This is a genomic window from Parasutterella muris (assembly GCF_943193095.1).
Classification (GTDB): domain Bacteria; phylum Pseudomonadota; class Gammaproteobacteria; order Burkholderiales; family Burkholderiaceae_F; genus Parasutterella; species Parasutterella muris.
The window spans coordinates 38,141-64,046 of record NZ_CALPCV010000014.1 but is presented as its reverse complement, the minus strand read 5'-3'; the positions used below and the strand labels follow the sequence as shown (position 1 = coordinate 64,046).

Below are 25,906 nucleotides of genomic sequence, written 5' to 3'. Positions count from 1 at the left end.
AAACTAAGAGCGACGATGGAAGCTCTGAAGATAGCCGTGCCTCCAAGATTTATCACCTAGAGGGCACGGAATTCAGGATTTAAAGGAAAAATAAAAACCGGGCAGCCAAACCACCCTAGGAGGATGTGCTGCCCGGAAGCTTCCAGGAATTGTTTCTATGTAGAGAAAATGTTCCTACGTATTAGAAGTCGTGAACCATACCGACGGCGATCTGATAGCCGTTCAAGTTGGTAGTAGTGAGGTTTTTGCCTTTACCCCAGCCTTTTCCGCCGTCAGTGTATCCGGCAAAGCCGTATACTTTAGTTCTCTTGGAGAGCGGATATTCGTAGCCAGCGCCAACGTTCCAGAGATTGCCTTTCTTTTCGCCTTCAATCTTAGAGGCTGTGCCGTCAATTTTACGAGTCACATACTTGAAGCCAAGTTTTGCTGTGCCGCCGCCAAGTTTGATCTGAGAGCCAACCTGAGCAGCATGCTGCTTATATCTGTTTTCTCCCCACTGATACTGGTAAATTGCCATCGGACGGAACATGCCGATCTGCCACCAGCCGCCAATCGTCACATGGTATAAGGGTTCCTTTGTTTTTTCATCTACACCCTTGTAGTCAATCGTTTCAAAAATAACACTTCCGCTCAGTGTCTTGGAGCTATACAAGGCGCCTAAGCCGTAGTAGTGATTATTTTCAGACCATTTATTCTTGGAGTCATCCGTGTTAGTACCATTGGAGTACATTGCGTGCAACGTTACTCCGCCAAAAGACGGTGTCTTATAGGCAACAGCGTTGTCAACTCGGCTGAAATGGAGGGATGTTGTGCCGGAAGCCCAGCCGGAGGCACCGTGCGTAACACCAAAAATTGCGCCGCGAAGAATGCCGGTGCTCTGTGCGAAGCCTAAGGTTCCGAGACGGCCGAATGTCAGTCGTCCAAATCCGCCGTCAACATAAAGCGCTGTCTCTCTGTTAAATGCGAGAGTCGAAGAAGTCGCAGCGCCGTCATCTACGTTGTAGCCCTGTTCAAGAATAAAACCGACCTTCAGGCCGTTGCCTAAATCTTCAACGCCCTTGATACCCCAGCGGGAACCCGCGGTAAAGCCGGACTTAACGTCAAAAGTCGCATCTCCGTGACGAGTCTTTCCAACAAGCAGACCTTCGTCGATTTTGCCGTACAGTGTAACCTGAGAAGCAAAAGCGCCCTGGCAATAGAAAGCGCCTAAAGCCAGCATCAGGGCGATCGGTTTAAATTTAATCATAAGTTTTCTCCTAGGATTCTTATTTGTTTCTCTATAACTATGCTTACGTCTCTCGAAAGAGGATGTTTCAAAATCAGTTCTCTCAAAACTAACTTCAATTGGCGTATTCGGTGTCGCAGCAGATGGAATAACCGGAACAAATTTGAAACGTTTTGCCGGCTGTCGTCATGCCTCAATTCCGCTTTTGCATCTTCTCAGCAGTCGTTGCCGACACGACTATTTTTCATCTTTGTCAGAGAAAACTCCACGCATATCTCACAAATACACTTTGCCAGCTTTGCAAAAACTTTGCGCGTTTTGCCTAGGTCTCTCACGACCTTTTCCTTCGAATAGTCAATGTGCTCAGAAAAATTTTGCGTTCTGCTCAAAAACGACAGCGGGCAGACACCCAAGTCTTGGCGCCTTCCCGCATTTAGCCCGCTAATCAAAAAGCCGTTTTATTTACACGTAAAGAAAATCTGAGCAGAGGCTTTCCTATGTGCTGCGGCAAAGTAACCGCCCTGGCAGACTTCGGTTTTAGATCCACTGACTCAAACTGTTTCCTTTGTTTGTCACAAAATTCCGTTTCCTCCATACGATATCCACCATGACAGCACCGCTATCCCAGTGCATAGAAGTTAGAGTCGGAAATCATGTATTTATTCTGACCAACGGATACAAAATCGCTGGAAGATAAAAACAAAGCTTCTTACTTTTACGAAGTGGGTCAGAAATTTTGTCGCCGATAAAAAAATCACTTATTAAATATCCGCGATGCGCTGCTTGTGATTATTACTAAAGAGTATTGTCAAACAGAACTCTCTACCCTAAAATCAGCCTACCTCTTCTCGAGGCATCTAACGATCGGAGGATTAGGCTCGCACAGAGACCGGCCGGTCGCCACCTGTTTTTCTATCTATGTCATTCCAAGAAGCTATTCAGTACAGGACAGAACTGCACCAGCTTGCAGAACTGTCCGGAGAGGAAATTAAAACTGCGCAATATATTCAAAACAAACTTGAAGATATGGGATTTGCCGTTCGCTCCGGCGTAGGCGGCCATGGTCTGATTGTTGATATCAGCAGCGGCAATGAGGGCCCGGTTGTCATGCTCCGAGCCGATATTGACGCTCTGCCCTATACCGATCCCAATGATCCGAAAAAAATTGAAGCCATTCACGCCTGCGGACACGACGCTCATGCGGCGATCCTTCTTGCTGCAGCTCCCGAAATCAGAAGCTCTCTAAAAAAAGGCACAGTCAGACTGGTATTTCAGCCTGCTGAAGAAAGCCTCCAAGGCGCGTTAGCGATGATTAAAGACGGTGCCTTAGAAGGTGTCGATATCGCTGTCGGCTCCCACATCCGCCCCGTTCAGGATCTGCCTTTCGGCAAGTACTGCGCATCTGTCAACCATGTTGCCTGCGCAACGGTTGAAGTTCGAATTGACGGGAAGCAGGCTCACGCCGCCAGACCGCACCTCGGCATCAACCCGATCGAAGCCGCCTCTCAGTACATTGCCTCTATCGCTCTCATCAAGATCGATCCGAACAAGTCCTGGTCAGTTAAGCCGACACAGATCTTCTCCGAAGTCGGAGCAACGAACTCTATTCCGAGCTTTGTAAGAATCGCCTATGACCTTCGTGCTCAGGACAATGCCGCTCTCGAAGCTATTATTGAGAGAATGAAGCTTGCGGCAGCAAGTCTGGAAGGAAGTTTCGGCGCCAAAGCATCCTGTGAGGTTACGGAATACTGTCCGGGTCCCGAGTACGATGCGGCGCTGAACGAACTTTTCAGAGAAACGGTTACTGAAACAATCGGAAAGGATGCGCTGCACGCCAACTGCGGCGGGGGCGGCGAAGATTTTCATTTCTACAAAAAAGCTAAGCCCGAGCTTCGCGTTTTGTACTATGGCATTGGAAGCGGTGCGGCTCCCGGTCTGCATGACAGAAATATGAACTTTAACGTTGAGATTCTTCCACAGGCTTCTCAGTTGCTCGTCAACCTTGTAAATAAGATTTTGGCCTAATAAACAACTCGCAAGCTGATACGACACAGCGCCTAAGTTCTTAGCTTAAGCGCTGTTTTTTTGAAAAAGCAGAATGCAGACTGAATCCTGAGTCAACCGGACAAATGTCTGTTCTTTTACCTGTCGACTCCTAATTCAGGCCCGGCAGATTTAAAAATATCTGCACGCTGAGACTCTTTCTTGAAAATCCTGCCTGCTCGTCTTCTGTCGATAGTCGAGCGCGATTTAAACGTGATACATCGCCGTCCCTTTGAGAACGGAAAGGCAGCATCAGCCTATCCCCTAGTGATTCCTTCGATTGTTTAAAACAGAGTGAACGTTGCTTGTAAAGGATTCTCGCGGGGAATTTCTTTTTTCTTAAAAAGCTTGAAAGGCGGTACGGGAATCCATTCCGGCCCCGTAAAACGACAACGGCTCAACTTGTCTAACAATCGAGCCGTAATCATACATGCCTCTAGCACTGCTAGTGTTAATTATTTCGACGGTCGCTGACAATTGGCTCCGCTAGCTGTCAGCTTCGTTTTTTTTTAACTAACGCAGGAAGCCTCATAACGGGGCTTCCGACGGTTTTCTCAGAAACTCTCCACTATTTTCTTCTTTGACACCTATCAGAATTCTTGCGTTTCTTGATACTTCAAATTCAATCAGGCAAAAAACACCCGTTGAAATTTAACCCGATCTTATAGTGTGGAATTTTGGAAATTATCTACAGCGTGGACACTCTGCAAGCCCTCTTTCTCTTGAAGACTTTTCTTAATTTTCATCCCTATTACGTTTTACAAGAAAACTAAGCCATGAAAACACGACCTAACCATTTTTTGATCGATTCATTTTTATTCAAACCAATTTCTCGCCATTGATGTAAATGAAATAATCATTGCTAAACGATGATTAACCACGGCTCAATATCAAGCATTGCACCAGAAAGTTGGATTTGGAGTTTCGTGTGACTTTCTTACCTTTTGGTTTTTCTTTGAACAAGGGAGATAATTAGGGAAAAATCTACAAAGAAATCTAAAAATATTTCCCCGTATAGACAACTGCCCACGATTAGGATAATTCTCATCTCGGATAAGCGAACAGGAAAAATCATGAAATACATCACAGGCATACATGCATTGAATCTGAGGTGCAGTTTAGAGACTTGCGGTGACTGGCATCAAACGGGAATACAGTGGAAAATTTAACGATTAGGGAGTCGGATGATTCTGTTTTCGGAATTTACGGCATTGAAGACAATAGCTTCGTGCCAAATCATCCGGGTACGTACAAGATCGAACCATATTAGAGCATTACTCGATCTCGTCTCCGAAGGCAATTTCGGTTACGCTCAAGGCATGAACAAGGACTTCATCTGCAACAATAAATATACAGAAGAAGTTTTTTCTAAATTACTGCTGCTTAGAACGTCTCACATGTGGGAAAAAATTAAAGGGTTCATCGGTAAAGAATACGGCGTTGCGTGGCTGAGATTTTTACAGAACCACGAAAATGAACACTGAACCAGATAACTGGCAATTACTTCACGGAAAGCTTATTGATAGCTTCCTTTTGCTTCTTAACAAGCAGACAGATCAATTTGTTTTAAAGGGAGAGACCGCTTTATCGATTTGCTATGGCTTGGATCGTTTTTCCGAGGACATTATTTTAGACGGCAGAAAGCAGAACATCACAGAGATTGTCCGGCGTTTCTCCATGCAGAACGACATTGAATTTCGAATCCTAAAAGATACGACCGCAATGAAGCAGTGCCTTATGGATTATGGGAAGCCTCTTCATCCGCTAACAATTGAAGTCTTCTACAGAAATAGGAACATTGATCTCAGCGAAGCTTCGAAGGACTGGACGAAAATTAATGGAATCAATGTGTACACGATCGATGCGCTTGCGAGAACGAAAGCAATTGCCCATCAGGGCCTCGGCAAAATACGTGATTTATATGACCTGTCATTCATCTGCAATAACTATTACGAGAAGTTGTCTTATCCAACCAGAGCAACGATCCGAGATGCCTTGTCTTATAAAGGGATAGAACAATTTGATTACCTTGTGGCAACTCAGACGGATCCTTTAATCGACAAGGATAAATTAGCGGTTGGTTTTCTGAAGATGCACAGAAAATTAGGACTTCCCATAGATCAGACTCCTGGATTTAGGGCAGACACAAAATTCGAGACACTCCCCTCTCAAGCTTTCTAATGGAGTTCTCAAGCGTTCGAACGCTTGCCGCTAAATAGTTCATTCGGGAAAAATCGCCTTAAGTCACTTTCAGGATAGGGCGTGTCTATACCATGCACATGAAACAAAGCCCGCAGGAGGATCCCACGGGCTTTACTTACTACTTATGCAAAGATAATTTGATTACAGCTTGGAAACGTGAATTCCGCAAAGTCTTCCGAATGTGAAGATATCGCAAATAGCATTGCCGCCAAGTCTATTCGTTCCATGAATCCCGCCTGTAACCTCACCGACAGCGTATAGTCCTTCGATCGGTTTATTGTATCGGTCGATAACCTGGCTCTTCGGATTGATGACAACGCCGCCCATCGTATGGTGAACGCTCATTCCAGAATAACCGGCCCAGAAAGGAGCCTTTTCAATCTTTGTCAAATTACGCGGAGCCTTGCCAAGTTTATCGGCCTTGGCATCAACACCGGCATTGAATTCATCGATCGTTGCTCTAAGAGCTTTCGGATCAATCCCCATCTTCTTTGCCAGACCTTCAATAGTGTCATCTGTCCAAGCGTCGCCTGTTTCCAACCCTTTCTTAGCCATATCCTGGTGACCCGGATTCAAATCTCCAAATCCTCTGGAGTCAACAATGGCGTAGCCAGTCTGCTTAGGTAAACCTAAAACGGCATCGCGGATGTTATCTCTTCTCTCATCCTCTCTAATGAAGCGCTTACCGTCAGGGCCGACCAAAATAAAGTTCTTGGCGTATAAGTGCAGAATGATGCGCTGCTTTCTTCCCGGAGGGCAGCCCGGGTTGCATTGGATAAAGTCCATGCCAACCGTATCAGCTCCGATATCTTGCATCAACGGGATTAAATCTCCGGTTGAGCACGGAAGATTGGTAGTAGTTAAATTGCGCATACGCGGATCATATTTGGCGCGCATTTCAGGATTAGCGCCAAATCCGCCGGTTGCCACTACAACTGCGCGATTAGCCTTAACTGTCTTGTGGTTGCCGTCTTTATCGACATATTCCGCACCCAGAACTTTACCGGAGAGCTGTTTTTCACGGAAAAGTCTTACAACACGAGAATTCGTAAGGATCTGAACTCCTTCTTTATCGCATTGAGGTTTAAGCACTTTGATATAGTCGCTGCCAAGAGAACCGAAAGGAGCATGACAACGGGGATAGAGACCTCCGTATATTTGATATACGTCATCTTTGAATTTCATACCCATGTCCTGAAGCCATTTGACTGCATCATAGGAATTTGCTGTCATGGTCTTAACAAGTTCAGGATTGCCTCTTCCGTCACCGCCACCAAGCGTTTGCTCAGCATGTAATTCAGGACTATCTTTGATCTTTTGTTTTCCTTGACGTACAGGATCAACGGAGTTAAATCCTCCACCGGAGACGGAAGTATTGCCACCTACAAACGGCATTTTCTCCAATATAAGGATGTTTTTTACACCGTTTTGTGCAGCAGAAACTGCAGTTGCCAAACCGGCTCCGCCAGCGCCAATCACCAAGAGATCAACGGTTTGATCCCATTTTGCGGGAATATCGTCGGAAGCGTGTGCTGCAGACGGTAGTGCAATGGAGGTTAAAAGACCGGCTGCACTTGTTGCAGCTCCACCTAAAAAACTTCTTCTAGATAATTTACTCATCATTTTCTCCTTGTATGACTAATCGTCATGAAAAGAGTTTATTCAAGATGTTTTTTATAGGAGAGGTCTAATGGTGTATTGATTTTTTCCTTAAATTATGCATGCAATAGATTCTCCGGCAATCATTCCGAAGGTCAGTGCATCACAGATACCATTGCCGCCAATTCTGTTTTTCCCATGGATACCCCCGGTGCATTCTCCTGCGGCATACAAACCCTTGATTATTTTTCCGCTTGTAGTAACACATTGGGCAAACTTATTAATGCGTATCCCACCCATTGTGTAGTGAATAGACATTCCGGATTTAGCTGCCCAAAAAGGAGGTTGAACTATTGGGAAGCCGGTGTTTCCATTTCCCTTTTCAAAGACCCTTTCGTTATATTGATTAACCGTTTTCACCAAAGCTTTTGGTGGTACACCTATTTTTTCGGCAAGTCCTTCCAATGTGTCCGAACAAAAGGAGTCTCCGGTTTCTATACCTCTTACGGCATCACGCCTCATGAGTAGGTCGTAGCTTTCGAAACCATCATTGTCAATAATTGCGAAGAAAAGTGATTTGGGCTGAGCCAACACGGCTTCTTTAATAAAATCTCGTCGTTGAGACTCGTCGACAAATCGCTCACCTAATGCATTGATCAAAATAAATCTTGATACATCATTATGAAATCTAACTCTTATCTTTCCGCCAGAATATTTCCCCGGCAAACATTGAATACTATCCATGTCAATGAGCTCGGCCCCTATTCTTTGTGCTTCTAAAAGCATTTCTCCGGATGAGCCGTTTAAACTATTGCTCGTCAGCGCAACGAGTCGAGGATCAAACTCTTCTACAAGTTTCGGATTAGAAGCGAATCCTCCGCTCGTTAAAATAACACCCCTGCGAGTCCTAATTTTCCTTATCTTGCCCTCTGTCTCGTACTCGACTCCCGTAACCGTGCCATTGTTATCGGTCAGTAGCTTTATTACCGGACTATTAGTCCTAATTTCTACTCCCCTTTGCAGTGCTTTTTGACTCAAGACAGAAATATACTCACGCCCGTTCGGCGATTTAGGCAGATGGCATCGAGGAAAATGAGAACCATAAATTTCGATCACTGAATTCTGAAATTGAACTCCCTGTCTTTCTATCCACTCCAGCATTCGAGGAGCATTTGAAACTAGTTGGTGAATAAGTTCAATGTTGCCGGAGCGATCCCCGTTTTCAAATATATCTTTAAAATGCTTTTCTTCAGAATCTTCTATTCCCAAGGGGATCTGGCGTTTAGGGTCAACAACTCCTAAAAATCCGCCGCTTATGAGAGTATTCCCTCCGATCTCGGCTCTCTTTTCGAGAAGAACGATCCTCCCCTTAAAGAGTTCTGACGCTCTTGCCGCCGCAGCAACTCCTGCCCCTCCGCCGCCTACAACAACAATATCCGCAGACTCTTCAAAATCCTTTGAGCGATTGTAAGCGGCAGTTAAAATCACTCCTCCCAAAGTGGCCGCTCCAACCGAATATAAGAATTTTCGTCTAGCTATCACTTTGCCTTCCTACCATTACATTTATATCCCTAAGGAAATCTGTCAACTCAACAATCGTTTTCGTATTGAGTTTTTCCATAAGCGAAGCTCTTCTTTTTTTGACCGCATTCTCCGAGATTTGCATATCTATGGCGATAACTTTATTTGCAACGCCGCTTGCCACTAAAGGAGCGATCAGTTTTTCTCCTTCTGTCAGGCCATTAAAAATTAGCTTCCTCTCATCTATTGCAAGTTTTCTCTTCCTAAATGCAATATTAGATTCCACTGCTTTTCGAACAGCTTGAAGTAGTTTTTCTTCATCTGCGGGCTTTACTAAAAAATCCGTTGCCCCGTTCTTTAATGATGAGACTGCCATATCAATATCGCCGTGCCCTGTCAGGAAAATGATTGGCAGATCAAAACCCTTTTCCTTCATAATCCTCTGGAGTTCTATTCCATTTATCCCCGGCATTCTTATATCGAGGACAACACATCCTGGTCTTTGTGTGTCGTCATACGCAAGGAAGTCCTCCGCAGACGAGTATTCGACCGTCTGCCAGCCGTCCATCCTCAGTAAGAAACTCTCACTTCTTAAAACCATTTCATCATCGTCTACTAACCTTACGAACGGCGACAAGTTTTTGTGTGGCTTAATCATTTATTCCCTTTTTTGAAATGAGACTGTTACTCTGATTCCCTGCGGCTCGCGCTGTTCAAACTCCACAGCTCCGTCATATTTTTCACTAATCCCTAAGATTATCGTCAGCCCTAAACCCAAACCTTCCGCTTTTATGGATTCTTGTAAGGCTTTTCGCATACTTTCCAGTTTTTCTTTTTTAATTTTGGGACCGTTGTCATCGACTTGAAGCACTACCCTATGCTGAGAAGAAAAAACCTTACAAAAGATCCTGCCCTCTTTGCCCATTGGTTCTATCGCTTCTAATGCGTTTTTCAGCACATTAAATACTAATAACTCCAATTCCAAAGGATCTGCCTCTATGAAAGTAGATTCTTCCAACTTGCATGTAATAGGTGAGTTCCCGGCTACATAAGCCTCAATCGAGGAAAGAGCCTTCTCTGTTATTTCTGACAAAGATACAATTCCAACCGTTCCGTATGCCCCGTATTTTGAGTAACTTCGGACCTTATCAACAATAGAAGCTGCCTTCTTAATTCCCCTGTGAATCTCTGATAAGCCCTCGCGTAAATTATCATCATTACTGCCGGTGTTAGATAAATATTTGATCAACCCTGCTGAATAATTTGATACTGACGATAACGGCTGCTTTAATTCATGTGCAATTATTGAAGACAGCTGCGAAACCATCCCTTTCTTTTCAATGTAATTTAATCGCTTTAAACGACTCCTTGCCACTTGAGCAACAGCGTCTCTTTGGGCAATCGCCATCCTTAATTCTGAAGTACGCTTCAGCACGAGCTGATTGACTCGCAAAATGTGGAACAACATACCGGCCAGAAGCAGAATGGCTAAAAAAATCTCACGCTTAAAACGCTCATATAGGGAGAGAAGAGAAATCTCTTGTTTAGCATAAGGCCCAATATTTAAAGTTTGAAAAAGCCTATTGACTGCCAAAAAATCGTTAGCAATACTCCAGCTGGCTTTGATCATTCCAGACGGATTAGTAAGCAGTGAAACAGTTATCAGCCTGACTAATTCCGGTTTTGCGCTTGGAAATGACGAAAAAACCACATCCGGATAAAGAGCTGTGGAGGTTTGGCAGCTTAGGCTGGATTCTTTTGATCCGATAACTTTGAAATCATCCGGGACTGTATTTCGAGACAACAGAAATCTTTCATACTCACAGGTCGGAAGTATTGCTACATCAGCTCGACCACTCAGTAAATAATTAATGGGAGAAGGCGTACCGTAATTGGTAAAAACAACAGACGAGAAAAATTGATTATGATCAAAACCCTCTTTAATTATTTCGGCAATCGCACTAAGCCAGCCCGCAAGGGAATTACTCTCATAAGCAACTGCCCTTTTACCCTTTAATGAAGCCAGGCTCTCGCCTTCAAAATTATTCCTTACTACAAATAACGAACCGACTGAGTAAGAGGGATCTCTCGAGGAATCAGGCTTTCTTGTCACGATTTGTCTCAGGCCGGCAGAGAAGCTATGCGCCGCATAGAAACCGCTCGGAGAGATTAAAAAATCAAAATTCTTCCGGCTCAGTTCAGCAGTTGGAATATCCATCGGAATTTCTTCGCTTTCAAAAACAATATCCGGATGCTTTTGTCTTAAAAAAGCCATTGTCGGACCGAAAGAATCCAAGTAAAAATATGGGTCTTCGAGCTGTACAACGCCAATTCTTACGATCTCTGCTGCCTGTGTATTTTGCGATACAGGCTGAGCTAAACAAGTCTGCACCGTCACAAAACTGAAAAACAGGATTGATGAACAGACAAGAGAAGTCTTCAAACGAACTAAAGGCATTATGAGGTTCTACAGAGAGATTATCTATGGGATTATGCTATGGCGCATGTAAAGCATTCAACCGCATTTTCCCTCAAAAAACTTTCTACCCTAACGCTCTAAGCAACTCAATCAGCAAATCCAAAGAACAATGCCTTTAGCTTCAAAGTGAAGTAGTTTTTGTATCTAAGCAACGCAAATTCAATAATTCGAATTCAATGAATACTAATAACATCCAATGATGTAGGGCAACAGGGAAACGCCCGTTGTGATTGGGATTACAGATATTCAACGATAGCTAATAAGGCTGGGGAAAATAATGAGAAGGTTGGCGGAGAAGGAGAGAGTTTATACTATTTATAAATCAATTAGTTATAAATTTTAATAAAAATAAGAACCATGAAAGGTACCATATTTTTTGGGGATATTTCATCTAAAAACGAATTTTTCCGATTTTTTTAACACTACTTCCAATTTGCTCATTCAAACGATATGAGAAAAAAAACGTGCAGATCATTGTTGTTTTGATCTGCACGTGACAACCAGCAAGATACAGGCCCTAACCGGGCCTGTAGATTATTTATTGACTGAATCTTTGAGCGCTTTTCCCGGCGTAAAACGCGGTACTTTGGCAGCAGGAATCTCAATGACTTCTCCTGTTGTGGGATTACGGCCCGGGCGAGATTTGCGATCGGTGACCTTGAAGTTGCCGAAACCGATGAGATTAACGCAACCTCCGTTAACCAGCTCTTCGGTGACAGTTTCTAAAACAGCATTGATTGTTTTAGCGGACTGGCTTTTGCTGATTCCGGATTTTTCAGCGACTTTTTCAACTAATTCCTGTTTGTTCATTTTTACATTCCTCCAATATTTGGTTGAAGTTGTTTTGCTTAATAGCGTTGTAAATGCCCATTTTCTTCTGGAACTTCTGCTCAGAGTAAAGCCAAATCAAGCTGAGGCACATATGCTTTGCAGCCGAGTTCACAGTGCAAAATGGGTCGTTTAGGGTTTTTAAAATTTTCAGAAAATCTTCCAGTGAAAGCTCAATTGATTCAAGCTCGACCCCTCGATGGGTATCTATGAATTCTATCCAGTTTTCAATTTCTGCCTTATTCATTCTCCGTTCCTATTTTTCTGGGTCTCTTTTTTGAAAGTCTGTCCTTTGTTTTTTTGTGTACAGCTCATTGATAGTCATGCTAAAAAATTCAAACATCGGATTGGCATTGCCGGACTCATAAAACTGCCCTAATTTTTCATGAAACTGTTCTGAGTTTTTATTGAGAACGGTAATCGGAAAATATCCGTCGTTCATTAATGAACCGTTCATCATTAAAGAGGCAGTTCGTTTATTTGCATCGTAAAAAGGCTGGTTTCTTGCTAAAAACAAAAACACGCCAATAGCCCTTTCTACCGGGTTATGAATCTCAGTTTTTAGGTACTTGAGTCCGTCTTCGATAATTCTGCTTAAGTTTTGAGTTGGTGGAACGAAAGAAATATTGTGCAGACTGACATCTTTATTACGAATCACTCCCCACTCCAACGCATCTTCTTTGCCTACGAACTTATGGATTGCACAAGCAGTGGAAGTCGATAAATCAAATTTTTTCTGCTGAAGCAGCGCTAAGAGAAGTTTGGCTCCGTCCGCATAATTTTTAACCTGCATTAGATCAAAGATACTGATCCCTCCCACCGACTGCCCGGACAGAATAGTTGCGGTTTGAGGGAGAGTTGTTGGGTTATTTTCCAAGGACCGCATTGAGTTCCATGTGATCTCAACAATGTTTTTTCGGAAAATACAGCAACTTTTCAAAGTATCACCAATGTACGGCAGCTCAAACTTGAAAGAGTTGCTCTTCCAATAGATCCCGTTCAAATGTTGCTTCATAGAAGATTGCCCAGAATTTGTCAGATGTTTAATCTATCTATATTTTATCGGATCGGCCTTCCTTTGGCGTTTTTTCATTGCCTGCATTCGCTTAATTGTTTTGGCCTTAGCTTCGTTCAGCTCTCGAAGCATCCGCTGTTCTGCGCTTTCGACGGGAGCGAGATGCTTGTATCTGGAGGAAAGTTTCTCAGCCAGAATCCGATCGTCGGTTTCGTCCGAAGAGTTCAAAACTTCAACGGCATTGCTTACAAGTTCGGCGACTCGTTTCCTTGTCTTTTTTGCTTTCACAATTGACGGGTGGTCTTCGATGGGTTTTCCACGGCGGCTTGCTGAGACGACATTTTCGATGCGTGATTTCTGTCGTCGCAGCAGGTCCCGTTTTTTGCTCATGGCGTAGATGCGGGCTCGATCTTCATTGCTCAAACTGCGGTTCTTTGAAACATGATGCTCCGCCTGAGAAACGGCTTTTTCCGTCCTTCCTCTCGACCAACGACGAGTCGCATTTGCCTCAATTCCGTAACGAATTAAACAGCTCGCAAAATGCTCACGAAATGCCTGAAATTCTCCGTTGTCGAGATGGAATCTTTTTCCTTCCTTGTTAAGCGTGCGCACGAGAATGTGGCAGTGCGGCTGAGTTGTTTTTTCATCATTTTCCGCGGTGTGAAACGCGATCAAATAGTCAAAGCCGCTCAGCATCTCTTTAGCCCAGTCGTTGCAGCCGGACTTGAATTTCTCAACATCCGTTCCCTGCGGCATTGAAAGTATGATTCGGCGCACGTGTCCCTTTTTTGATTCTCCGTCACCCATTGCAGAAAGAATTTTCCAGTCATACAGTTTCTGTCGGTAAGCGGCTTTATCAAAAAAAACTTGACCGTCCTGATCTCGCAGTTCAATTTTCCCGTGACGCGCAACGTAATCGGCTGTCTTAATGACATGCAAATAACTTTTTACATTGGCCGCTCCGATGCGCAGCATGACCTCTGCCCGGTTATTTGCCACGCCTTCAGCTTTCTTTCGCGATGAAAGCGCAGAAAAGCGAAAAGCCGCGGTACTTGGAACGTGCTCAAATGAGCGGGCAACTCGACCTTTACGTGCTCGGAACGCATCCGGAAACAAATCGTCAAGAAAAGGATTGTCTTTCATTTTGCAGATTTCTCTTCCAGCAGCGCTTTAGCCTTCGACACCTCTTGCTGAATGAACTTTTTCTGAGCTTGCAAAAACGATTCAAGTTCAGTTTTTCCGGCTTCAACTTCCTTCAGTTTTCGCTCGAAAATCGCAGTGAGAACCGGATTTTTCACACGTGCCGGCACTAGATCAAGAAGTGCAACACCCTCCTGAGTTGCATGGATTTTCTTCCCCTTTGACTCTAAATAGCCTTTATTTTTCAATTCTGTGATAATTGCAGCCCGTGTTGCAGGAGTTCCAATGCCGTCACCGTCTTTTAAAAGTTTTTTGTGTTCCGGATTTTCGACGACGTTATGAATTTTCTCCATTGCCGCGATCAAAGAACCCTCTGTGAAGAAGGCCGGTGCTTTTGTTTTGTCTTGAACGATCTCGATCTTTTTCACCGGGATTACTGAGCCTACCCGAAGAGCGGGCAGACTTTGATTGCTTTCCTCTTTTTCCTCTTCGGCGGAAAAATCTCCGTAGACCACTTTCCAGCCGGCATTTGTTGTGAATGTTCCGGTTACGGAAAATGTCTCATTTTTGATTTTGAGGCTAATAGAAGAAGCGTCGAAAGAATGCTCAGGGAAAAATTGAGCCAAATATCTTCGGGCAATCAGTTCGTAAATTTTCTTTTCTTTCTCGGTAAGTTTTGACCAGTCAGCAGATTGCTGGGTTGGAATAATTCCGTGATGCGCAGTAATTTTCTGATCATTCCAAGTCGCTGATTTTATGTTTGGGTTGGCCTTCTGAGTCAGGCTCGCGAGCTGAGGGTCTGTTTTTGCGATAGCGGAGAGCACAGATGCTGCGTCAGAATGCTGCGATTCAGGAAGAAACTGACAGTCGCTTCTCGGATAGCTCGCAATCTTGTGAACTTCGTACAGACTCTGGCAAGTGTCAAGCGTTTCCTGCGCTGTAAAACCAAATCGGTTGCTGGCTTCAAGCTGGATGTCCGCCAATGAGAAAACTTTTGGCTGAGATGTTTTTTTCGCCGTCTTCTCAGCTTTCAGTACGGTCGCACTCTGAGCATTTGAGAGTTCATTGAAAAGTTTTTTCGCTTCTTCGCTGCTGATCAGCCTTTTCTCACTGTCCAAACCGATTTGCCCTTCAGACGGTTTCCAAGTTGCTGTGAACGAAGCTGAACCGCTGGAAAGCAGCGAGCGCAGGTTGTAGAAAGGCAGTGGCTTGAAATTTTTAACAAGTTCGTCTCTTTGCGCAACCAGTGCCAGTGTCGGAGTTTGGACGCGACCGACAGCAATCAGCCGTCTCTGTTGATTCGTTGAATGGGCAAGAGTGAGGGCCCTTGTGAGATTCATTCCCAGAAGCCAATCGGCGCGGCTTCTGCCTTCCGCTGCAAGTTTCATTCCTTTGAATTTAGCATTGGGCTGAAGTGAAGCTAAACCCTTGCGAATTGAGGCTGAATCTTGTGCGGACACCCAGAAACGCTGAACAGATTTTCGATACTTAAAAAACTCTAAAATCTCGTCTACTAACAGCTGTCCCTCCCTGTCCGGGTCGCCGCAGTTGACAACAATGTCCGCCCGAACGAGGAGCCCTTTAATTGTCTTGAGCTGAGCTTTGACTCCCTTGTCGTTTTTCGCGTTCAATTTCCAAATTTTCGGGAAAATCGGCAAGTCTTTCATTCGCCAGATTTTTTTTCCTTTCTTATTGACCGGAATGTCTGCGTCCGTATAAAAATCCGGTTCAGCCTGTTCGAGCAAATGGCCAAAACACCAAGTCACAACGTTTCCTCCCTTGCATTCGTTGAAACCGGCTCCTTTTTTGACAATCCCTAATTCGGCGCAAATCGCTTTAGCCACGCTTGGTTTTTCAGCAATCCATAATTTCATCTTTCCTGTTCCTTTCTTTGCGGTGTTTTTCCGGGAATCCTATAGGCGTTCACAGGTTCTCTGATGTTCAAAGCCCCTGCAATTCTGGCTGCAACGCCTTTTCTCTCTGCTTCAGAAAGTTTTAAAAATTCCGGTGCAATTTGAGAGAGATCGTTTTTTGTCTTCTGTTGTTTGCTGCTTTCCTTTGTTTCTTCAGCAAGGTTTAAATTTTTGTCGAGCCCGAAAATGAAACTCTTGATTTTTTCCGCATCTGCTGCGGCTCGGAAAATCTCTTTCGGGTCCTTGCGCAGGACTTGAAGCCACGATGAAACGTAACCGGAATGCCTGGAGCAGTCGTGCGCAAGACCAATTGCGGAACCAACCATGAAGGAAGAAATCTCGGCCCGAAGTTCCTCTCTTGCGTATTTTTGGCTGCCGAATCCTCCGCTCATGTCCCGGTTTAGGCGGCTGGAGTGTCCTGTCCAATGACCAAGTTCGTGAAGTGCCGTGTCGTAGAACCCCTCTGCGCTCTTAAACTGTTTGCGCGAGGGCAGAACGATGACATCCGCTGTAGGGCTGTAGAATGCGCTATCCTGGACCTATTCCAGGATCGTTGCCTTTGAGGCTTTGAGCAGCCTTTCAGCGGCTTCTATCGGCGTCCATTCACGATTCTGAGGAGCTAGCGGCTCCAGCTTCAAATCGTTACATTGTTCCACATTGAAAATTGTGAACGGACAGGGGATCAGCCGGGTTTCAGTCTGTTTGCAAGACGTTTCCTGAGTGCTGTTTTCCGGACCTTCTACCAGCAATTTTTTCCAGAAAATGCATTGGGTGCCGTGCTCACCTTTTTTAACGCTTCCTCCAAGCTCTTTAGCCTGCTTGAATGTGATCCAGCGGGGGTCTGAAAACCCGTTGGACATTTGCGCAGCCATGAGATAAAGCAAATTGACGCCTCTGTAGGGCTGTCCGGAAACAGCGCTCTGAGGCAGTTCAGCTGCCGTCCATGATTTCTGCCAAGGAGCATTGTTTTTTTCCAGTTCGTTAATGAAAAGTTCGGCAACGCTCTGGACATAATCATTGAAAAATTTGTTGTTCCCTTTACTGGCTTTCTTCATACTCGCCTCCGGAAGGAACTTTTGCAAAACTCTTTAAGACAAAGGATTCGTAAAATTTATCCTTTTGCTGCTCTTCCAGCGCCGTTTCATCAAACACTCCGAACTCGGCGGCTTCTGTCTCCGACATGCTGAGTCTTTTTTCCGCTTGCTCTTCGCATAGTTTTTTGATGAAAACATTGATGATGATTTTGATGTTTTCAGTGGTTGTGGTCCTCATGTGTTTCCCCGGGAAGGAGCCCTCCCTCCATAAAAGAGGGGTTGGGCTCAAATGAAACTTTTTATCGCTCTTGGCCTTTAGACTTAGCCTTGGGTTTTTCGTAGCTGACAGAAAGTCCCGGCTGCGTCAAAGAGGCCGCAATCCCCTTAGCAGTGATGATGTTTTCTGTTTTAGAAGTTCCGTCCCTGCCTTGGAAACTTTTCTCAACGCAATCGCCGCGAACTTCGAGCGTCATGCCCTCCTTGACATGCTGAGCAAGGGTATTGGCTGTTTTTTCAGAACCGAAAAACTGTTGAACGGTGAAAAAAACAGAATCCTTGCGTTCAAACGAGCCGTCCTGCTTTTTTTCAAAAGTCGGATGGTAGGCTTTGAATTCGACAACGAAAGTGTCTTTTCCGGCGCGCTGACCGCTCTTGGGAACGATCTTGTTGACTGTCGGCTCTTTGAACACGACGACGGTGTTGCTGAACGGTTTGTAATCCATAGTTAATCTCGTATCCCGCAGTGACTAAACAGAGGGTCGGAAAAGCGGGTTTTTTCCGGCTCTGCGATATGAATTTCTGATTTTTTTTATGTTGGCAAAATCGACTCGGCCGAGGGGCTCGGATGACTCGGTTGTGTCGGGTGATTCGGATGTATCAGCTGACTCGGTTGTATCAGCTGAGCTCGGAGAGTCGTGAAGCTGTTTCTTGATTTGCTCAACCAGACTCGTCACGAATCTTGCACACGTTTCCTCGCTCCAGTCGGCAGCTTCGATGCTGGCATTGACATTGGCTTCTACTGTTCTCTGAACGTTGAGCTGCTTCTCTGAGCCTTCTTCGTTTTTTTCGACGGTGGAAACCGTATTGGCGGTGATCTCGGCATTAATCAGGATTTGATCGGCATCTGTCTGAGCTTCCGTCTCGCTTTTTTCAGCCGCATCAGAGATCGGATCGGAACTCTCCTCATCGTCCTCATCGAGTCCGCAATCTTCCAGAACACTCAAAAGATCATCGCTTTGTTCTTTGGATTCACTCTTTGGCTCTTGTGCTGATTCTTTCGTTTCGCTGTCTGCGGCGGTTTGCTGAGCAGCGGAGTTCATTCTCTCAAGGGTCCCCAGATTTTCCCCAACGGAACTGCGAACATTTTTGAGCGCATCAAAATTTGAGATCGACTGAGGAATGCTGCGGGTCATGAGATTTTCCACATAATCTTCAATTTGATCCTGACTCCAGGCTGAATCAGGTAGATTCTTCATGTCATCGGGAAGCGAAGTGTCACCTGTGACGATTGAAGAAGAAATGTTTGCATCTGAAAGTTCGCTTTCAGTGGCTGCTCTGATTCGCGCTTCGAGCTTGGCGACAAAGAGATCAACGTCCCTGAAAGGAATTTCCGGAACCTGCCAATTGGCTCGCTTAGTGAAAACAGGGTCCTCGTAGTACTTAATTTTTTTGCAAAAGATCGGTTTCGTGTTTTCAAGTGTGACGATTTCGTTATCCTGACCCAGTTCGCGGATTTCCTGCGGAAGCATCAACGCTCGTCTTTGATCAGACTCACTCGTTGAACCGCCGCCTTTGCCACTGGAGCGAGATTTGCTTTTAACCGTCTGGAAGCCGAGCATTTCTGAGTATTCGTTTGCGTCAGATTGAGTTGCAGGACTCGGCGCGTACATAATCATGAGCGCGTGGTTTGAAAGCAGCGTGATGGCACCGGCTTTTCCATAAACGTCTTCAAGCTGTGACTTGTTTTGGATGATCGTCAAAAGACGCATGTTGTAGCCCGCCATATACGAAACAGCCTGTTTGATCATGCTGACAGTGCCGATGGATGTCATTTCGTCCAACAGAACGAGGCATTGATACTTCAGGGTTTTATCCTGAGAGGGGAGGGTTCGCGTGTTCAGGTTCAAAAGCTGATCAAAAAAGAGGTTGATCAAAACCCTGGCATCCTTGAGCTTCGTGGGCTCAATTTTGAAATAGACGCTCATTCTTTTTCGCCGAACCTCTCTCAAATCAAAATCCGAGGCGCTTGTCGCGAGATCGACCTTGGGATTTTGAAACGACAGCAGCGCTGTGTTGAACGTCGCAACGATACCGGCCAGTGTGTTTTCCGAGTTACTGAGAACTCGGTTGAGGGCGTCAACGCAGTTGCTCGAGTAGGGTCTTCCGGCTTCCTGAGCCTGCTGAATTTTCTCGAAAAGGTGTTCTTTTACCGGTTTGCCCTTTCCGGATGCTTGTCTTAGGATTTCGCCCAGTGTGTTGGGAAGTTCCGGAGATTCAAGCACGAACAGACAAACGCCACAGAAAAAGTCCTTCGCATTTTCGCTCCAGAACTTGTCGTTGTTTCCTTCGCCGGCGTACAGGGCTTGCCCGATCGCATCAATGTCACCCAGTCGTTCAGCGGGGGACGTGCTGATGTAATCCAGAGGATTGTAGCGATGTGTTTTTCCGTCTTCAGCATAGGGAGAGAAAAGAAAAACTTCCTGTCCGCATGCCTTTCTGAATCCGGAAGTGATGTCAAAGTTTTCACCTTTGATGTCAAGAACAACCAAACTGTCGCTGTAATTCAGGCAGTTCGGAACGACAACACCAACGCCCTTACCGCTTCGAGTCGGAGCCGCCAACAGAACGAATTGAAAGCCCCCGTATGTCAAATATTGGTTCTTGAATTTTCCGACCAAAATAGTTTTTTCGAGGCCCTCAGGCGGGTCGATCAAACCCGCCTTCTTCACCTCTGCGTCATTGGCAAAGCGGGCGGCTCCGTGCAGCGGTCGTTTGTTTCGTTGAGCGATGAGAAAGATCACGCCCGAAACCAGTAAAACGGGAGGAAGCAGAAAGCACACATTGACAGCAATGCGAATGAATTTCGAGCTCGAACCTCGATACGTCATCCAGTATTGGATGATCGTCCAAGGTCTGCACTGTTCAATCGGGAGATTGAAAATTCGCATCAGAATGAAGCTGGCCAGCATGTAAAGCATCGTGATCGTGAGACAGCCCGCCAACACAATGAATGCAATTTTCGCTGCTCGCTGAGATTTCATTTTTCGTCTCGCAGGGGATCGTTGTAAAAAATTTCTGTCAGGTGCCTGCCAACTACACGGTCGTTTGCAACGTAGACAACGACATCAATCACTTGCTGAAGCAGTGATTGAATGACCTCGTAGGGAAGCTGTCGTCCGGTCGGAGATTGCAGAACTTTCAGCGCCAAATAGTCGAAAACCTGTTCGCAGCTTCCTGCGTGACAGCTCGTGATCGAACCTGAGTGTCCGGAAAGGCAAATGTTCAAAAAATCGTATGTTTCGCCGCCGCGAAGCTCCGCAAGCAAAATCCTGTCCGGTTTCATTCTCAGACAGGACCTCATTAGACTTGCAGCCGTAACCGTTGACTGTTCCGTCGCTTCTGAGGGATAGAATAAATTCACTAAATTTTTGTGTTTTGGTAAACCGAAAACAAGTTCCGGAACGTCTTCAATTGTGATGATGCGCTGTGAAACCGGGATGTACTGCATTAAGGCTTTCATGAAAGTGGTTTTTCCGCTGCCGGTCCCGCCGGCTATCACAATGTTTTTCCCGGCTTCAACACAGCGGCGAAGAAAGTTGGTTCGCGCCTCGGTTTTCTCGTTGTCGCTCCCGCTGTGGATTTTCCCGAAAAGCGAGTGCAGCTCCACGCTGACCGGATCGACCGATCCACTGGCACGGACTCTGGAAAAAAAGCCGCTGTTTGCATAGTCGGAGAGTTCAATGACGTTTTTGGAAATTTTTCTTACCGTCAGGCTGAGCGTTTCGGCGGTACAGGCGGGCGGCATCACAAATTGGGCTCTTTCTCCGTCCGGAAGTTCCACTGAAAGAATCGGATGTGCGGAATCGAAAACCTTATTTTCTCCGCCGTAAACGGCGCATATGTTGCTCAGTTCGTCGAGATACTTATAAGACATACTTGCATCCCGCAGGCATTCCCAGCCTGTTTTTGTTTCAAGCCAAACCTCTCCCGGTCGGTTGATTGCAATTTCAGTGATATCAGTGCGGTCCAAGTACTTTTGCAGTGCCTTGTTCAGCTGAAGTCGAACCGACAAATCTTTTTCAACATCTGAACTCATAGTTTTTCCTCTTAATCATCTTTCGCTTCCGCGATCTTTTGAAAGTTTCGGTACCTGAGGCAGGGGTTTCCCGGCTTGTTCCAACTCGGAGAATCTTTTGTAAAGCGATCGGATTTCGGCATCCGCGTCGGAGATCTTTGAATATTTTTTTGACAAAGCTTGTATATGAAGCCGTAATATTTTCTGTCCGTTTTCGCTCAAACAGGACTGAAAATTACCTTTGTCAACCGCCTGACTTGCTTCTTCAAAAACACTACGAGCAACTGGGTTTAGCTTTGGGTAGGATGCTTTGTTGGAAATGATTTTTTCCAAGCTCTTTTTGTCTGTTGTAAGGCCCTTCGTACTGATCCAAAAATCATCCGCAGAAATTTCAAAATTTAAGAATAGGAGCTGTCTATTTCTCTCGGAAAGAGAAAACTTATTCTTCTCCAATAAATGCCCATACTCATGTATGAAAGAGCGGAAGAGAAAACGATTTACATACAGCTGTCTAACATCACTTTGGTAAACACCATCCGGCTGGAACTCTTCTGAAGGAATCTTGTCAAAAAAATTTCTTCCGTCTGCTCTCTGATATCCCTGTAGTAGGTTCCCTAGGGATACTGAAGATGTTTCTTCATTTAAAATGTCTTTATAGCGTTCGTTGGTTGGTTGACCGGTTTTTTGCAAAGTGCTTTTCGAAGCCACCTCTTGGACCGGGGGTTCCCAAACGGACGCTTTTTCATATTCCTTGATGTTGATGCCATCTATAGAATGGATCATTTTCCTTTCGTGTTCTTTCTCAATGTAGTCACGAACAGTGAGCTCAACCCGATACAAAGTGTTTTCCACTCTAGTCGGAACAGCAAAAATATGAATCGCTTGAACTTTTTCATTTTCATGCAGTACATCAGCGTGAGATTCAATTAAAACTGCTGAGGATGCGATTACCTGTGCACTTTTAAATATTGCCTTTACAACAGGAGAGGAAATATCTTTCCGGAATAAAGTTTTCTTTGCATCGCTTCTTGATGCTTGAAGAAGAAATCCAGTGTCTTTGTTTATGACCCCAATAGAGAGGCATGAACTTAATCTGTCGATTACCTCCTTTTTTGACTTTATGTGACACTCAGGCTCAATCGAAAGTACAGGAATCTGTTCATTAGGATCAGCTTTTTGCGTGCCAAATACCCAATCCTTTTCACCGATAATTGTCATCTTTCATGCTCCTTGTTCTTTGAAAGTTTCGGTGCCTGAGGCAGGGGTTTCCCGGCTTGTTCCAACTCGGAGAATCTTTTGTAAAGCGATCGGATTTCGGCATCCGCGTCGGAAATCTTTGAATATTTCGTGCTCAGAGTTTTCACGTGCTCTGCCAGAACTTCCTTGCCTTTTTTGCTTAATTCGTACTGTTTCGGCAGTTTTGCGAGTTCCTTTACGTTGGCCTTCGCAATAGTGGCAATGTCAAGCGCAGTGAGTTTGCTCGAATCACGAACACCGTGTTTGACCAGCCAGACATTGACGGTTGATTTGAACTCATTGAAAAGGCGAATTACTGCTGGAGCTATTGAATGTTGTTTTGCGGCCTCTTCAACCAGGTAGCCGCAAACTTCTTCTTTGTAGTCAACGTGGTGAGGAGAAATTTTGCTCACCTGAAGCCGCTCGCTCACTCGCTTCATGAGCGGCTCACCCTTCTTGAGACCGGCTTCATAGAGGTTCACTGCCGTTTTGATCAGGTTTTGTGTTTGGTCGCGCAACTCTGAATCATTTGCCATGTGAACGCCGATTTCATGCAGCATTACCGCGCAGGCGCTTTCCCGGGTCAGGTTGTCTGCAATTAAATATGTTTTGTGGTTAACCGGATCATGGAATCCAAGAACATGGTGATCCTGAGGCAATGAAATCGATGACATGCCGCACTTGGCTTTTTGTTCAACCATTGCAGCAGAAAGCGCTTCTTTTTCTGTCTGCGCCAGGTAAAAGCGATCGCTGTCAACGAGACTGATAAGTCCCTCTTTCCCGAACGCCTCAACTAGTGCATCGCGAATGTCACTTTTCTTCGTGAAAATCGGTTCGGACTTCGATTTTGAGTAGAGGGCAATGCCTTTTTCGGTTTCCCGTGTTTTCAGTACTTTAAAAAGGCGCTCAAATTTGGAGGCGACTGTTTGAACGTCCTTTCCGTCCAGATACGGATAAAACCCGGTGTTGCCAAACGTTTTCTCAGAAAATGTATCGTTTGTGAGGAAGTCGTTTCTGACGTTCATCTCTTTGCTTCTTACCGACACAAAGGCCTCGAAGCTTCTGGCAGCTTCTTCGATCTTGGAGTGCCAGTAGTCATTTTTCCTAAGCATTCGTCGGTGCATATCCGAGTTTCTGATGCTGTTGATCGTATCGGCCCATGCGTCATGCAGCACTTCTCTGACAACTCCGTTGTCTCCGCGTTCTCTAAGGATCAAGTCACTGTTTCGCAGCGACACTGGAATGACTCTTTCGGGCCAATTTGAGCGCTCTTTGCGCTTGAATTCAAAATCGACGCTTGATCTTTCGCCGCAATTCAATTGCTCAAGCTCTCTGCGGATTTTCGCATCGGTTTTAAGCATGAACTCAATTTCTGTAGCGGCGCTCTGAGGAGCGTCAGCAGCAAACACCTTGGCTGCTTTTTCTGTGATTCTTTTCTTTGCGGTTTCGGACAGGAAATAGTCGATCCTGGAATCGGCCAAATCACTCATGAAGGATTTTTGCTGTAATTTGGTTTCGTAGTTTGTTCGTGCGATGTAGTGGTCCAGTGCATGGAACCATTCATGAGCCAAGCTTGAGTAACCCTTGGTTTTAGTGAGGTTAATGATTCGATTTTCCGGCTCATAGTTCGCGGATGCACTTCCAAAGCCTCTCGAACCGAAGCACAGTCCCAACTCTCCGTCCAGGGCAACCGCTTTGGGGGGAATGTTCAAAATCTTTGAGAGATCATAAAGTGCATCATATGCATTGTTGAGCATCCATTGGCGCTCTCTGCCGTTTTTTCCTTGTTTCACCCAGTTGCCGAATTCGACGCCTCTGAAACCGAAGGTGTTCATGAACATGTCTGGCGTTGCATCTTTGCCGTTTCGCCAATCTGGACCGATTCTCTCGCGAATGGGAGAACCGTTTCTCCAATCTTTTTCAGTTTTCGAGTACTCGGCTCTTAATTCGCGGTATTTACTTTCGAGCTCAACTCTATGATCTTTGAAATAGTCGCGGAAAGCCTTTTCCGATTCAAACGAAATCTTCTCTGTAAGCTGAAGTTCAATTGATCCCTGTTTACCGTAGATTTCAAAGGTGTTTGTGTCGCGTCTGCCGCGTCCGAACAATCGAATCGGCAGTTCCGGTTTTGTTTTTGGTTTCTTTTCCTGTGAGGCTTTGTCGGCAGTTTGCTCCCAATCCGCAAAAGTGACGCTGAGCTGCCTTTCGATATTTTTTTCAAATTCCTCCGCAGTATTGCCCACCGCAACGGCGTAATAGTCAAGCACAACTCCTTTGTGAGTCTTTAGACTGAGCAGATTGTTCTCTGGATTCATTGCTCCGGGAAGGATGCACTGAAATTTGTAGGAATTAATGTCGCTTCCGTCTGATAAATTCAGATGGTTCCATTTGCAAACATCTTTGGCATTGTTGAGATGACTCGAATTAAAGAACCTCCAGTATTTCGGATTGATGTGTGAAAACGTTTCATATTTGTCACGTGCGTTGTAGAAGCTGTCGAAGGCCTCAGTTTCAGCTTCCGGTGCGAGCTTTCCGGTGACGACCTGCCGATGCAGATTGATGGCGGCTGCCGCCGTCTTCAGATAGCTTCGATACGGGTATGACCCTTTCTTAGGCCGTCTTTCGCCCAGAGATTCACGAACCAACCAGAGACAGGCTGCAGCTTTGGGATTTTTCTTGTGCAGCTCAATGATCGATTCTTTTGGCCAAACTTTTTCAAGTGAGTTCGATGCAAGCCGCTTTTCCAAATCGCCTGCCGGGTCATATGGCAGCTCTTGATCCGCACTTTTGCCTGCGCCTCTGCCTTTGCGCGTGTTGTTTAAATCCTCTCCGAAATCTTCTAGCTTTAGAGAACCGTCTTTATTGTGTTTGAGGGTGTCTCTGTGATAAAAAAACGCAGTGTCAGCTTCGTATGACAGATTGAAAAGTTTGCTTGCGTAATCGTTTGGCAAAGAAAGTTCTGATGTAGGGAGCTTCACAAATCCTACAAAATGAACAATCTCGCTAAGCATGCTCAAACGGGCAGCCTGCTCAAGAAGTCGTTCTCCTTCTCCGTCCAAAGACTTACCATTTTGGTAAGTTTTCCGCTTTGCTTCGTATAGCTGTTCAGGTTGTCTTAGAAAGTTCCCATTTTCTGTTTCCAACTGCTTAAGCAGCCCGGGAATTTCAAATGCTTTTAGAATTTTTTCACCGTCGATCTCTTTAACCGCAGGAGCGTTTTGCTTGACCCATTGATAAATCGGATGTGTGCTGAAATCGTCGTTGATGCGTTGGTTGTTTTCTTCATGAATTTTTTCGGTCTTCGCAGTATCTTCAGTGCGTTGAACTTCAGAAGCAAAGAAGAAGTCGAAACCTAGCTGTTCAGCAATGAGTGACAT

General features: G+C 45.2%; 20 protein-coding genes and 1 pseudogene. 3 read left to right on the top strand and 18 right to left on the bottom strand.

Going from position 1 to position 25,906, the window contains the following annotated elements:
- Positions 1 to 181: 181 nt before the first annotated feature.
- Positions 182 to 1,246: a porin gene (locus NFR90_RS06765; protein WP_251451652.1), complete on the bottom strand. Its 1,065-nt coding sequence runs from the start codon at positions 1,244 to 1,246 to the stop codon at positions 182 to 184.
- 897 nt (positions 1,247 to 2,143) lie between these two features.
- On the opposite strand from NFR90_RS06765, the gene NFR90_RS06760 reads away from it, so the two are divergent.
- The 3 genes from NFR90_RS06760 (at position 2,144) to NFR90_RS06750 (ending at position 5,449) form a co-directional block, all read left to right on the top strand.
- Positions 2,144 to 3,250, top strand: a complete 1,107-nt coding sequence (locus NFR90_RS06760) for an amidohydrolase (protein WP_251451650.1) — start codon at positions 2,144 to 2,146, stop codon at positions 3,248 to 3,250.
- 1,202 nt (positions 3,251 to 4,452) lie between these two features.
- Positions 4,453 to 4,752: a hypothetical protein gene (locus NFR90_RS06755; RefSeq protein ID WP_251451647.1), complete on the top strand. Its 300-nt coding sequence runs from the start codon at positions 4,453 to 4,455 to the stop codon at positions 4,750 to 4,752.
- Complete coding sequence (locus tag NFR90_RS06750) at positions 4,742 to 5,449, top strand: nucleotidyl transferase AbiEii/AbiGii toxin family protein (RefSeq protein WP_251451645.1); 708 nt, start codon at positions 4,742 to 4,744, stop codon at positions 5,447 to 5,449. The genes NFR90_RS06755 and NFR90_RS06750 overlap by 11 nt, the downstream gene beginning before the upstream one ends.
- A 162-nt stretch (positions 5,450 to 5,611) precedes the next feature.
- On the opposite strand, the gene NFR90_RS06745 is transcribed toward NFR90_RS06750, so the two are convergent.
- The 17 genes and pseudogenes from NFR90_RS06745 to NFR90_RS06665 form a co-directional block, all read right to left on the bottom strand.
- Positions 5,612 to 7,090 (bottom strand): flavocytochrome c, encoded by a 1,479-nt coding sequence (locus tag NFR90_RS06745; RefSeq protein ID WP_160336205.1) that lies wholly within the window; start codon positions 7,088 to 7,090, stop codon positions 5,612 to 5,614.
- Positions 7,091 to 7,180: 90 nt separating this feature from the next.
- Positions 7,181 to 8,557 (bottom strand): FAD-dependent oxidoreductase, encoded by a 1,377-nt coding sequence (locus tag NFR90_RS06740; protein ID WP_251451656.1) that lies wholly within the window; start codon positions 8,555 to 8,557, stop codon positions 7,181 to 7,183.
- A gap of 43 nt (positions 8,558 to 8,600) precedes the next feature.
- Positions 8,601 to 9,248 carry a response regulator transcription factor gene (locus NFR90_RS06735; protein ID WP_160336203.1) on the bottom strand — a complete coding sequence of 216 codons (648 nt, stop codon included), beginning with the start codon at positions 9,246 to 9,248 and terminating at the stop codon, positions 8,601 to 8,603.
- Positions 9,249 to 11,048: a sensor histidine kinase gene (locus NFR90_RS06730; protein ID WP_251451643.1), complete on the bottom strand. Its 1,800-nt coding sequence runs from the start codon at positions 11,046 to 11,048 to the stop codon at positions 9,249 to 9,251. It abuts the gene before it with no gap.
- A gap of 555 nt (positions 11,049 to 11,603) precedes the next feature.
- Positions 11,604 to 11,879, bottom strand: a complete 276-nt coding sequence (locus NFR90_RS06725; RefSeq protein WP_251451641.1) for an HU family DNA-binding protein — start codon at positions 11,877 to 11,879, stop codon at positions 11,604 to 11,606.
- Positions 11,857 to 12,144: a hypothetical protein gene (locus tag NFR90_RS06720; RefSeq protein WP_160336200.1), complete on the bottom strand. Its 288-nt coding sequence runs from the start codon at positions 12,142 to 12,144 to the stop codon at positions 11,857 to 11,859. Before NFR90_RS06720 ends, NFR90_RS06725 begins: the two co-directional genes overlap by 23 nt.
- A gap of 9 nt (positions 12,145 to 12,153) precedes the next feature.
- Entirely contained in the window at positions 12,154 to 12,912 is a 759-nt protein-coding gene (locus NFR90_RS06715; protein WP_160336199.1) for a Fic family protein, read from the bottom strand.
- A gap of 33 nt (positions 12,913 to 12,945) precedes the next feature.
- Positions 12,946 to 14,055: a relaxase/mobilization nuclease domain-containing protein gene (locus NFR90_RS06710; protein WP_251451639.1), complete on the bottom strand. Its 1,110-nt coding sequence runs from the start codon at positions 14,053 to 14,055 to the stop codon at positions 12,946 to 12,948.
- The gene (locus tag NFR90_RS06705) at positions 14,052 to 15,926 is read right to left on the bottom strand and encodes a DNA topoisomerase 3 (RefSeq protein WP_251451637.1); all 1,875 of its coding nucleotides are present in this window, start codon (positions 15,924 to 15,926) and stop codon (positions 14,052 to 14,054) included. Before NFR90_RS06705 ends, NFR90_RS06710 begins: the two co-directional genes overlap by 4 nt.
- Positions 15,923 to 16,489: pseudogene (locus NFR90_RS06700) on the bottom strand (zincin-like metallopeptidase domain-containing protein); the annotation flags it as partial. The pseudogene NFR90_RS06700 and the gene NFR90_RS06705, both read right to left, overlap by 4 nt.
- A 15-nt stretch (positions 16,490 to 16,504) precedes the next feature.
- Positions 16,505 to 17,020, bottom strand: coding sequence for an ArdC-like ssDNA-binding domain-containing protein (locus tag NFR90_RS06695; protein WP_251451635.1), 516 nt, complete (start codon positions 17,018 to 17,020; stop codon positions 16,505 to 16,507).
- The gene (locus tag NFR90_RS06690) at positions 17,004 to 17,237 is read right to left on the bottom strand and encodes a hypothetical protein (RefSeq protein WP_160336195.1); all 234 of its coding nucleotides are present in this window, start codon (positions 17,235 to 17,237) and stop codon (positions 17,004 to 17,006) included. The genes NFR90_RS06695 and NFR90_RS06690 overlap by 17 nt, the downstream gene beginning before the upstream one ends.
- Before the next feature lie 61 nt (positions 17,238 to 17,298).
- Positions 17,299 to 17,721 (bottom strand): hypothetical protein, encoded by a 423-nt coding sequence (locus NFR90_RS06685; protein WP_251451633.1) that lies wholly within the window; start codon positions 17,719 to 17,721, stop codon positions 17,299 to 17,301.
- A 24-nt stretch (positions 17,722 to 17,745) separates the two neighbouring features.
- Positions 17,746 to 20,259 (bottom strand): type IV secretory system conjugative DNA transfer family protein, encoded by a 2,514-nt coding sequence (locus NFR90_RS06680; protein ID WP_251451631.1) that lies wholly within the window; start codon positions 20,257 to 20,259, stop codon positions 17,746 to 17,748.
- Entirely contained in the window at positions 20,256 to 21,314 is a 1,059-nt protein-coding gene (gene virB11 / locus NFR90_RS06675) for a P-type DNA transfer ATPase VirB11 (protein WP_251451629.1), read from the bottom strand. The genes NFR90_RS06680 and virB11 overlap by 4 nt, the downstream gene beginning before the upstream one ends.
- A gap of 15 nt (positions 21,315 to 21,329) precedes the next feature.
- Complete coding sequence (locus NFR90_RS06670) at positions 21,330 to 22,511, bottom strand: LPD3 domain-containing protein (RefSeq protein ID WP_251451627.1); 1,182 nt, start codon at positions 22,509 to 22,511, stop codon at positions 21,330 to 21,332.
- Positions 22,508 to 25,906, bottom strand: coding sequence for an LPD1 domain-containing protein (locus NFR90_RS06665; RefSeq protein WP_251451625.1), 3,399 nt, complete (start codon positions 25,904 to 25,906; stop codon positions 22,508 to 22,510). Before NFR90_RS06665 ends, NFR90_RS06670 begins: the two co-directional genes overlap by 4 nt.

Coding starts and splice junctions, on each gene's coding strand:
- NFR90_RS06765 (WP_251451652.1), bottom strand. CDS start 1,246: ATGATTAAATTTAAACCGATCGCCCTGATGCTGGCTTTAGGCGCTTTC.
- NFR90_RS06760 (WP_251451650.1), top strand. CDS start 2,144: ATGTCATTCCAAGAAGCTATTCAGTACAGGACAGAACTGCACCAGCTT.
- NFR90_RS06755 (WP_251451647.1), top strand. CDS start 4,453: ATGATTCTGTTTTCGGAATTTACGGCATTGAAGACAATAGCTTCGTGC.
- NFR90_RS06750 (WP_251451645.1), top strand. CDS start 4,742: ATGAACACTGAACCAGATAACTGGCAATTACTTCACGGAAAGCTTATT.
- NFR90_RS06745 (WP_160336205.1), bottom strand. CDS start 7,090: ATGAGTAAATTATCTAGAAGAAGTTTTTTAGGTGGAGCTGCAACAAGT.
- NFR90_RS06735 (WP_160336203.1), bottom strand. CDS start 9,248: ATGATTAAGCCACACAAAAACTTGTCGCCGTTCGTAAGGTTAGTAGAC.
- NFR90_RS06730 (WP_251451643.1), bottom strand. CDS start 11,048: ATGCCTTTAGTTCGTTTGAAGACTTCTCTTGTCTGTTCATCAATCCTG.
- NFR90_RS06725 (WP_251451641.1), bottom strand. CDS start 11,879: ATGAACAAACAGGAATTAGTTGAAAAAGTCGCTGAAAAATCCGGAATC.
- NFR90_RS06720 (WP_160336200.1), bottom strand. CDS start 12,144: ATGAATAAGGCAGAAATTGAAAACTGGATAGAATTCATAGATACCCAT.
- NFR90_RS06715 (WP_160336199.1), bottom strand. CDS start 12,912: ATGAAGCAACATTTGAACGGGATCTATTGGAAGAGCAACTCTTTCAAG.
- NFR90_RS06710 (WP_251451639.1), bottom strand. CDS start 14,055: ATGAAAGACAATCCTTTTCTTGACGATTTGTTTCCGGATGCGTTCCGA.
- NFR90_RS06705 (WP_251451637.1), bottom strand. CDS start 15,926: ATGAAATTATGGATTGCTGAAAAACCAAGCGTGGCTAAAGCGATTTGC.
- NFR90_RS06695 (WP_251451635.1), bottom strand. CDS start 17,020: ATGAAGAAAGCCAGTAAAGGGAACAACAAATTTTTCAATGATTATGTC.
- NFR90_RS06690 (WP_160336195.1), bottom strand. CDS start 17,237: ATGAGGACCACAACCACTGAAAACATCAAAATCATCATCAATGTTTTC.
- NFR90_RS06685 (WP_251451633.1), bottom strand. CDS start 17,721: ATGGATTACAAACCGTTCAGCAACACCGTCGTCGTGTTCAAAGAGCCG.
- NFR90_RS06680 (WP_251451631.1), bottom strand. CDS start 20,259: ATGAAATCTCAGCGAGCAGCGAAAATTGCATTCATTGTGTTGGCGGGC.
- virB11 (WP_251451629.1), bottom strand. CDS start 21,314: ATGAGTTCAGATGTTGAAAAAGATTTGTCGGTTCGACTTCAGCTGAAC.
- NFR90_RS06670 (WP_251451627.1), bottom strand. CDS start 22,511: ATGACAATTATCGGTGAAAAGGATTGGGTATTTGGCACGCAAAAAGCT.
- NFR90_RS06665 (WP_251451625.1), bottom strand. CDS start 25,906: ATGTCACTCATTGCTGAACAGCTAGGTTTCGACTTCTTCTTTGCTTCT.